The sequence below is a fragment of the Mycobacterium sp. 1465703.0 genome (genome assembly GCF_001672975.1).
Classification (GTDB): domain Bacteria; phylum Actinomycetota; class Actinomycetes; order Mycobacteriales; family Mycobacteriaceae; genus Mycobacterium.
Genome location: NZ_LZKU01000201.1, coordinates 1 through 8875 on the forward strand (window position 1 = coordinate 1; position 8875 = coordinate 8875).

Genomic DNA, 8875 nt, shown 5'->3' on the forward strand with positions numbered 1-8875 from the left:
CGAGGGTAAACGACGAGGACGGCGAAACGCTAGATCGGAGAGGGTCTGTGCCTCGTTATCGCCGAGGACCCGGCGGCGCCGCGCTCGGGGCCGCGCTGGGCGGGGCCGCCGGACCGGCGGGCGGGGCGCTGCTAGTCGACGTGTTGTGCGAGGGCCCGCACATGGCGACGCCCAGCGCGATGAAAGCGATCACCACACCGAGCGCGGCGCCGCCACCAGCGCCGCCTCCGCCTCCGCCGGCCCCGAAGGACTACGTCGAGGGCATGGTGCAGTCGAACTCGGGTGGCACGATTGGGCTTCGGACGCGGACCGGTTCGGCGACGGTGGACTACACGCCGCAAACCCTGGTCGTCGAGGTCACCCCAGCGAAGCTGACCGACGTGACGCCCGGCAGTTGCGTGAATATCAAAGCCACCCCGCAGAGCGCGCCGCCCCCGGGGGCGATCACCGCGCAGACGGTGACGGTCACCCAGTCCGCGGACGGTAAGTGTCCCCCGCCGGCCGGGTTCTACGGCACCGTCGCTTCGGTGTCGGGCAATACCATCGCCGTCAATGGCCTGGGCCCCGGCGGCGCCACCAACGTCACCGTCACCGACTCGACCTCATATCAGCGGCAGACCCCGTCGGACGCCCAGGCGATCACGAACGGTAAATGCATGGGGGCGCAGGGATTTCAAGACGGCGGCGTACTGCATGCAACATTGATCAGTTTGGAGACGTGTCCACCGATGGGGCGTCCGCACCACCACCTGCCCCACCTGCCACACCTCCCCCACATCCACCTCTAGGGGCGATCGCCGGCACGCGACGGGGCGTCGATCAGACGGTGAATCCGAGAGCGCGCAGCTGTTCGCGGCCCTCCTCGGTGATCTTGTCCGGTCCCCACGGCGGGTTCCACACCCAGTTGATCCGCAGGTCGTCGACCAGACCGGCGCCCACCAGCGCGCTGCGGGATTGGTCTTCGATGACATCGGTCAGCGGGCAGGCCGCCGACGTCAGCGTCATGTCGATCAGGGCGACGGTCCCGTCGTCACCCGCCTCGACGTTTAGCCCGTAGACGAGTCCCAGATCGACGACGTTGATGCCGAGTTCGGGGTCGACGACGTCACGCATCGCCTCCTCGAGGTCGGCAAGCAATTCGTCATCCTGCGCGGTGGTCTCGCTCATCTGTAACCTCCTCGAAGTCTGCTGCCCGGCCCGAATAAGCCTTGGCTAGAGCATCTTTGAACGCCATCCAGCCCAACAGCGCGCATTTCACCCGCGCCGGGTATTTGGCCACCCCGGCGAACGCGATCCCGTCGCCCAGCACGTCCTCGTCACCCTCGATGTTGCCCCGGGAGGACACCATCTCGGTGAACGCGTCGATGGTCTTGAGTGCCTCGCCGACGGTTTGACCGATCACCTGCTGGGTGAGAACCGAGGTCGCCGCCTGGCTGATCGAGCAGCCCTGCCCGTCATAGGACACGTCGGCGATGGTCTCGCCGTCCTGGGAAAGCGCCACCCGCAGCGTGACCTCGTCACCGCAGACCGGGTTGACGTGAAACACCTCGGCGCCGTACGGCTCGCGCAACCCGCGGTGCTGCGGGTGCTTGTAGTGGTCCAGGATCACGTCCTGATACATCTGCTCGAGACGCAATGTCAGCCTCTCCCAAAGAAATCCAGGGCACGCCGCACGCCGGCGACCAGACGTTCGACCTCCTCGGCGGTGTTGTACACCGCGAAGGACGCCCGCGCGGTGGCCGCCAGGCCGAACCGGCGGTGCAGCGGCAACGCGCAGTGGTGACCCACTCGCACCGCGACGCCTTCGTCGTCGAGCACCTGCCCAACATCGTGCGCGTGCACGCCGTCGACCACGAAAGACACCGGCGAGGCGCGGTTCTCGCTCGGCCCCGGCCCGATGATGCGCACGGCATCGATGCCGGACAACCCCTCGATGGCCGCGGTGACCAATTGATGTTCATGGGCCTGCACGGCCTGCATCCCGATGGCGCTGAGATAGCGGGTGGCCGCGCCCAGTCCCACCACCTGGGAGGTCATCGGTGTTCCGGCCTCGAACCGCTGCGGGACCGCCGCGTAGCTGGAGGCCTCCATGGTGACCGTCTCGATCATCGAGCCGCCGGTCAGGAACGGCGGCAAGGACGACAACACCCCGCGGCGCCCATACAGGACACCGATTCCGTTGGGACCCAACATCTTATGTCCGGAGAATGCGGCGAAGTCGACATCGAGGGCGTGGAAGTCGACGGGCTGGTGCGGCACCGACTGGCAGGCGTCCAGCACGGTCAGCGCGCCCACCGCGCGCGCGCGGCTGACCAGCTCGGCCACCGGGGCCAGCGCGCCGGTCACATTCGAATGATGGGTGAAGGCAACCACTTTGACGCGCTCGTCGAGCTCCAGCGAGTCGAGGTCAATGCGGCCGTCATCGCTGACGCCGTACCAGCGCAACGTCGCACCGGTGCGCCGGGCCAGTTCCTGCCACGGGACCAGGTTGGCGTGGTGCTCGAGCTCGGTGGTGACGATGACGTCACCGGGGCCGACGGAATGTTCCGAACGCTTGTCCCCCAGCACATACGACACCAGGTTGAGCGCCTCGGTGGCGTTCTTGGTGAACACCAGCTCGTCGGCATCGGCGCCCACGAAGGCCGCGATGTCGGCGCGCCCCTGCTCGTAGGCGTCGGTGGCCTCTTCCATCAGCTGGTGCGCACCGCGATGCACGGCGCCGTTGCAGGTCAGCAGAAACTCCCGCTCGGCGTCGAGCACCTGCAGCGGACGCTGCGAGGTCGCACCGGAATCCAGATAGGCCAACGGTTTTCCGCTGCGCATCACCCGCTTGAGAATCGGGAAATCGGCGCGGATCGCGTCGATGTCCAGGGGTGAAACCGCCGCCGAAGGTGTAGCCATGTCAGGCTCCCGCTGCCGCCTGGGTGAAGCGGACGTAGCCGTTCTGCTCGAGTTCGTCGGCCAGCTCAGGACCGCCGGATTCGGCGATGCGCCCGCCGACGAACACGTGCACGTATTCGGGACGGATGTAGCGCAGGATGCGGGTGTAGTGGGTGATCAGCAGGACGCCGCCGTGCTCTGTCTCCGCGTAACGGTTCACGCCCTCGCTGACCACTCGCAGCGCGTCGACGTCCAGCCCGGAGTCGGTCTCGTCGAGGATGGCGATCTTGGGCTTGAGCAGCTCGAGCTGCAGGATCTCGTGGCGCTTCTTCTCGCCACCGGAGAAACCCTCGTTGACGCTGCGTTCGGCGAAGGCCGGGTCGATTTCCAGCGAGCCCATCGCCGCCTTGACCTCTTTGACCCAATGCCGCAGTTTCGGCGCCTCACCGCGCACCGCGGTCGCGGCCGAACGCAGGAAGTTGGACACCGAGACGCCGGGCACTTCGACGGGATACTGCATCGCCAAAAAGATTCCGGCCCTGGCCCGCTCGTCGATGCTCATCGCCAGCACGTCCTGGCCGTCCAGCGTGATGGAGCCCGAGGTCACCGTGTACTTGGGGTGCCCGGCGATGGCGTAGGAGAGCGTCGACTTGCCCGAGCCGTTGGGTCCCATCAAGGCATGTGTCTCACCGGATTTCACCGTCAAGTCGACGCCGTTGAGGATCGGGATTTCGCGCTCGGACTCGGCGGCGTTCGGGTTCACGACACTGACGTGCAGGTCTTTGATTTCCAGAGTGGTCATGAGGCTGTTGTTTCCGTCTTTTCGGTTAAGGCCAGTTCGCGTTCGATGGCTGCGGTCAGGCGTTCCCGTATCTCGGGGACCGCGATCTTGGAGATGATTTCGGCGAAGAACCCGCGGATCACCAGGCGGCGCGCCTGCTCCTCGGGGATGCCCCGGGAGCGTAGGTAGAACAGTTGCTCGTCATCGAAACGGCCGGTGGCACTGGCGTGCCCGGCCCCGACGATCTCACCCGTCTCGATCTCCAAGTTGGGCACCGAGTCGGCGCGTGCCCCGTCGGTGAGCACCAGGTTGCGGTTCACCTCGAAGGTGTCGGTGCCGGCGGCTTCGGCGCGGATCAACACGTCGCCAATCCAGACCGTGTGCGCGTCGGGCAACCCGGAGTCCGGATCGCCTTGCAGCGCACCCTTGTACAGCACATTGGACTTGCAGTTGGGCTGCGCGTGATCGACCAGCAGCCGCGACTCCAGGTGCTGCCCGTCGTCGGCGAAGTACAGGCCCAGCAGCTCGGCGTCGCCGCCGGGGCCCAGGTACCGCACGTTGGCCGTCATCCGCACCACTTCACCGCCCAGCGTGACGGCGACGTGGCGCAGCACCGCGTCCTTGCCCAGCTTGGCGTGCTGCATGCTGACGTGCACGGCGTCGTCAGCCCAGTCAGCGAGCCAGACCACGGTGAGCCGGGCGGCGTCGTCGACGACGAATTCGACGTTGTCAGCCAGCGTTCCGCTGCCCCGGTGGTCGATGACGACGACCGCCTCTGCCAGCTCGGCGACCCGGATCTGCAGGTGTCCGTAGGCCACCGCGCCCTGGCCGGGGCCGGTGACGGTGACACCGATCGGCTCGGCGATGCGGGTGTCACGCTCGACGGTGATCAGGGTCGCGGAATTGAACGACGAAAATGCTTGCGCCGCAACGCGGTCAGTCGGCGCACCAGCTTGGCCGAGCCGCTCGTCGCCACGGCGGACGGTCTCGACGCGCACGCCGGGCTGCTCGCTGACGCTGATCTCGGCCTTGCCGGTGGCGCGTGCCGAGCCGTCGTGCAGGCCACGCAACCGGCGCAACGGCGTGAACCGCCAGATTTCGTCGCGACCGTGTGGGACCTCGAACGCGTCCACATCGAACGAGGAGAACAACTCGCCCTTGTTGACTGCGGTCAGGGCCGAACCCTCAACCGCTTCGGTCAGATTCGTCACTAGCCGACCGCGCCTTCCATCTGCAGCTCGATCAGCCGGTTGAGCTCGAGCGCGTACTCCATCGGCAGCTCTTTGGCGATCGGCTCGACGAAGCCGCGCACCACCATGGCCATCGCCTCGTCCTCGGTCAGGCCGCGGCTCATCAGGTAGAACAGCTGGTTCTCGCTGACCTTGGACACGGTGGCCTCGTGGCCCATCGTGACGTCGTCCTCGCGGATGTCGACGTACGGGTAGGTATCGCTGCGGCTGATCGTATCGACCAGCAGCGCATCGCATTTCACGCTGGAACGCGATCCATGCGCACCCTTGTTCACCTGGACCAGGCCGCGGTAGGAGGTGCGGCCACCGCCGCGAGCCACCGACTTGGACACGATGTTGCTCGACGTGTTCGGCGCCAGGTGCAGCATTTTCGCACCGGTGTCCTGGTGCTGGTCTTCGCCGGCGAAGGCCACCGACAGCACCTCGCCCTTGGCGTGCTCGCCGGTCATCCAGACCGCCGGGTATTTCATGGTGACCTTCGACCCGATGTTGCCGTCGATCCACTCCATGGTGGCGCCGGCTTCGGCGCGGGCCCGCTTGGTGACCAGGTTGTAGACGTTGCCCGACCAGTTCTGGATCGTCGTGTAGCGAACGCGCGCATTGGGCTTCACGATGATCTCGACCACCGCCGAGTGCAGCGAGTCCGACTTGTAGATCGGCGCGGTACAACCCTCGACGTAGTGCACGTAGGAGCCCTCGTCGGCGATGATCAGCGTCCGCTCGAACTGGCCCATGTTCTCGGTGTTGATCCGGAAGTAGGCCTGCAGCGGGATGTCGACGTGCACGCCCTTCGGGACGTAGATGAACGAGCCGCCGCTCCACACCGCGGTGTTCAGCGCGGAGAACTTGTTGTCCCCGGCCGGGATCACGGTGCCGAAGTACTCCTGAAAGATCTCGGGGTGTTCGCGCAGTCCGGTGTCGGTGTCCAGGAAGATGACGCCCTGAGCTTCCAGGTCCTCGCGGATCTGGTGGTAGACCACCTCGGACTCGTACTGCGCCGCGACACCGGCGACCAGACGCTGCTTCTCCGCTTCCGGAATGCCCAGCCGGTCATAGGTGTTGCGGATGTCCTCGGGCAGGTCCTCCCATGAGGCCGCCTGCTTCTCCGTCGAACGCACGAAGTACTTGATGTTGTCGAAGTCGATGCCCCCCAGGTTCGAGCCCCACTTCGGCATCGGCTTGCGATCGAAGATGCGCAGCGCCTTCAACCGGGTCTGCAGCATCCACTCCGGCTCGTTCTTCTTCGCCGAGATGTCCCGCACGACGGCCTCGGACAGCCCGCGCTGGGCGCTGGCCCCGGCGATGTCGGAGTCAGCCCAGCCATAGCCGTACCGCCCCAGGGAAGCGATTGCCTCTTCCTGGGTCAGCGGCGCGGTCGCCGTCTTGCTGGCCTCGGGTGTGAGTGTCATCGAGACGCTCCTTTGGTCTTGGTGGTGTTGTGGCGCGGGCTGGGCGCCGGGGTGGTTGCCTGGGTCAGGGGGACGTGCGTGGTGCAGGCACAGTTGCCGTTGACGATGGTCGCCAACCGCTGGACGTGGGTGCCCAGCACCTCGGCCATGGCCTGCTGCTCGGCCTCGCACAGCTCGGGGAATTCCTCGGCGACATGAGATACCGGGCAGTGATGCTGACAGATCTGCACGCCGTGAATGGGCCCGCCGACCGGGTTGGTCGTGGTGACATAACCGGCCTTGGTCAACGCGGTGGCGATCCGGTCGGCGGTCGCCTCGACGTCGGCGTCCGCCGCACTGTCGGCGGCCGGGACGTCGGCCAAGATGGTGTCGATCCGCTGCCGGGCGAATGCCTGCACGGCCTCTTCACCGCCGATTTCGCGCAGCTGCCGCATGGCGGCCGCCGCCAGGTCGTCGTAAGCGTGGTCGAGCTTGGCCCGGCCTGCCGCGGTCAGCCGATAACGCTTGGCCGGACGTCCCCGTCCCACCTGCTGCCACGCCGCGGCCGCGGTGGATTCGGCATCACCCGCGTCGATCAGGGCGTCCAGGTGCCGTCGCACACCGGCGGCCGCCAGGCCCAGCCGGTCACCGATCTCGCCGGCGGTGATCGATCCGGATTCCAGTAGCAGCCGCACGATCGCGCGGCGGGTGTGACCATCCGGCACCGAGGCGCCGACGTCTGCCACACCGGTAGCGGCGACGCCGGCTCCGGGGGCCCCATCGAGGCTGGTTCGGATTTTCACAACACCAGTGTGACGCAATTCCGGGGATCGGTCTACCAAGGGTCCCCTGTCTTCGGGTTGCGCTGCTCACACCTGCGGCGGCGCAGAGACCCTTTCCATCCGGCGGCTACGCTGCTCTGATGGCAGCCCGCCACCACACGCTGAGCTCATCGATCGCCAGTCTGCACGGCGACGAGCAAGCGGTGGGCACGCCGCTGAACGATACCGAGCTCACCGCGCTGCGCCGCACCCGCCTGTTCGGTGCCACCGGCACCGTGGTGATGGCGATCGGTGCGCTGGGCGCCGGCGCCCGGCCCGTCGTGCAGGACCCCACATTCGGCGTGCGGCTGCTCAACCTGCCGTCGCGGATCCAGACCGTGTCGCTGACCATGACGACCACCGGCGCGGTCATGATGGCGTTGGCCTGGTTGATGCTGGGCCGGTTCGCGTTGGGAAACCGGCGGATGTCGCGCGGCGAACTGGACCGCACCCTGCTGTTGTGGGTGCTACCGCTGTTGATCGCCCCACCGATGTACAGCAAGGACGTCTACTCCTATCTGGCGCAGAGCCAGATCTCGCTGGAGGGACTCGACCCGTACCGGGTGGGGCCGGCTTCGGGGCTGGGCCTGTCCCACATCTTCACGCTGTCGGTGCCGACACTGTGGCGCGAGACGCCCGCACCGTATGGGCCGCTGTTCTTGTGGATCGGGCGCGGCATCTCGGCGATCACCGGGGAGAACATCGTCGCCGCCGTGCTGTGTCACCGGTTGGTGGAACTGCTGGGCGTCGGACTGATTGTGTGGGCGACCCCGCGGCTGGCTCAGCGCTGCGGCGTCGCCGAAGTCAGCGCGCTGTGGCTGGGAGCGGCCAATCCGCTGCTGATCATGCATCTGGTGGCGGGCGGGCACAACGAGGCGCTGATGCTGGGCCTGATGCTGGCCGGCGCGGAATTCGCGTTGCGCGGCATTGACGCCCCGCGTCTGCTGCCCTCGTCGTGGAAGATGGCCCCGAAGACGACGCCGGCCGGTGGCCGGAGGAGGAACCGGGCACTCAGCATCGCCCCGGACTGGGAGCCGCTGGGGATGCTGGCCGTCGGTTCGATTCTCATCGTACTGTCGTCGCAGGTGAAGCTGCCGTCATTGCTGGCGCTGGGCTTCGTCACGATGGCGCTGGCCTACCGCTGCGGGGGGACACTGCGTGCCCTGCTGGTGACCGGCGGCTGCATGGCGACGTTGTCGCTGGCGGTGATGGCGCTGGTGGGCTGGGCCAGCGGCCTGGGGTTCGGCTGGATCTACACGCTGGGCACCGCCAACGTGGTGCGCAGCTGGATGTCGCCGCCGACGCTGCTGGCGCTCGGCACCGGCCAGGTGGGCATTCTGCTCGGGCTGGGTGATCACACCACCGCGGTGCTGGGACTGACCCGTGGGATCGGTGTGCTGATCATCACGGTCATGGTGGCCTGGTTGCTGCTGGCCGTCTTCCGTGGCCGGCTGCACCCCATCGGCGGGCTGGGCGTCGCGCTGGGCATCACGGTGCTGGCCAGGGTGGCGTCCACTATCTGGAACAGCGCGAACCGGTCGCCGTTGGCGGTCGGGCCGAAGATGCCGACGACCAGGCTGATCACGATCGCGGCCACCCGGAAGCCGGTACGGGTTGCCCAGGCGGCCAGCGGAATGATCGCCCACAGCAGATACCAGGGCTGCACCACCGGAAACAGCAGCACCGTGATGCCCAGCGCGACGCCCAGCCCGCCGATGGGGTGCAGCCGGCCACGGAAGACGGCCAGCAGCAACC

Annotated in this window: 7 protein-coding genes and 3 pseudogenes; 2 read left to right on the forward strand and 8 right to left on the reverse strand. The window is 67.3% G+C overall.

Features of this window, described 5'->3' with window-relative positions; all coding sequences use genetic code 11:
• The first annotated feature begins 161 nt into the window (after positions 1 to 161).
• Positions 162 to 788: a DUF5666 domain-containing protein gene (locus A5625_RS29215; protein ID WP_156748347.1), complete on the forward strand. Its 627-nt coding sequence runs from the start codon at positions 162 to 164 to the stop codon at positions 786 to 788.
• A gap of 31 nt (positions 789 to 819) precedes the next feature.
• Here the strand turns inward: A5625_RS29215 and A5625_RS18495 are convergent, their stop codons facing one another.
• The 7 genes and pseudogenes from A5625_RS18495 to A5625_RS18525 form a co-directional block, all read right to left on the reverse strand.
• A complete protein-coding gene (locus A5625_RS18495; RefSeq protein ID WP_066997063.1) occupies positions 820 to 1167 on the reverse strand; it encodes a metal-sulfur cluster assembly factor in 348 nt (115 codons plus the stop codon).
• Positions 1142 to 1642, reverse strand: a complete 501-nt coding sequence (gene sufU / locus A5625_RS18500; RefSeq protein ID WP_156748343.1) for a Fe-S cluster assembly sulfur transfer protein SufU — start codon at positions 1640 to 1642, stop codon at positions 1142 to 1144. The genes A5625_RS18495 and sufU overlap by 26 nt, the downstream gene beginning before the upstream one ends.
• Entirely contained in the window at positions 1639 to 2901 is a 1263-nt protein-coding gene (locus A5625_RS18505) for a cysteine desulfurase (RefSeq protein WP_066997069.1), read from the reverse strand. The genes sufU and A5625_RS18505 overlap by 4 nt, the downstream gene beginning before the upstream one ends.
• Positions 2881 to 3682 (reverse strand): annotated as a pseudogene (gene sufC / locus A5625_RS18510) (Fe-S cluster assembly ATPase SufC); the annotation flags it as partial. The gene A5625_RS18505 and the pseudogene sufC, both read right to left, overlap by 21 nt.
• Positions 3679 to 4872 carry a Fe-S cluster assembly protein SufD gene (gene sufD / locus A5625_RS18515; RefSeq protein ID WP_066997075.1) on the reverse strand — a complete coding sequence of 398 codons (1194 nt, stop codon included), beginning with the start codon at positions 4870 to 4872 and terminating at the stop codon, positions 3679 to 3681. The gene sufD and the pseudogene sufC, both read right to left, overlap by 4 nt.
• On the reverse strand, positions 4872 to 6320 hold the full coding sequence (gene sufB, locus A5625_RS18520) for a Fe-S cluster assembly protein SufB (protein ID WP_066997078.1): 1449 nt from the start codon (positions 6318 to 6320) through the stop codon (positions 4872 to 4874). Before sufB ends, sufD begins: the two co-directional genes overlap by 1 nt.
• Entirely contained in the window at positions 6317 to 7141 is an 825-nt protein-coding gene (locus A5625_RS18525; RefSeq protein ID WP_156748345.1) for a metalloregulator ArsR/SmtB family transcription factor, read from the reverse strand. Before A5625_RS18525 ends, sufB begins: the two co-directional genes overlap by 4 nt.
• Before the next feature lie 80 nt (positions 7142 to 7221).
• Here A5625_RS18525 and mptB (A5625_RS18530) point away from each other — a divergent pair.
• A pseudogene (gene mptB / locus A5625_RS18530) lies at positions 7222 to 8718 on the forward strand (polyprenol phosphomannose-dependent alpha 1,6 mannosyltransferase MptB); the annotation flags it as partial.
• Between the two features lie 20 nt (positions 8719 to 8738).
• Here the strand turns inward: mptB (A5625_RS18530) and mptB (A5625_RS30775) are convergent.
• Positions 8739 to 8873, reverse strand: a pseudogene (gene mptB, locus A5625_RS30775) (polyprenol phosphomannose-dependent alpha 1,6 mannosyltransferase MptB); the annotation flags it as partial.
• Positions 8874 to 8875: the final 2 nt, after the last annotated feature.

Coding starts and splice junctions, on each gene's coding strand:
- A5625_RS29215 (WP_156748347.1), top strand. CDS start 162: ATGGCGACGCCCAGCGCGATGAAAGCGATCACCACACCGAGCGCGGCG.
- A5625_RS18495 (WP_066997063.1), bottom strand. CDS start 1,167: ATGAGCGAGACCACCGCGCAGGATGACGAATTGCTTGCCGACCTCGAG.
- A5625_RS18505 (WP_066997069.1), bottom strand. CDS start 2,901: ATGGCTACACCTTCGGCGGCGGTTTCACCCCTGGACATCGACGCGATC.
- sufB (WP_066997078.1), bottom strand. CDS start 6,320: ATGACACTCACACCCGAGGCCAGCAAGACGGCGACCGCGCCGCTGACC.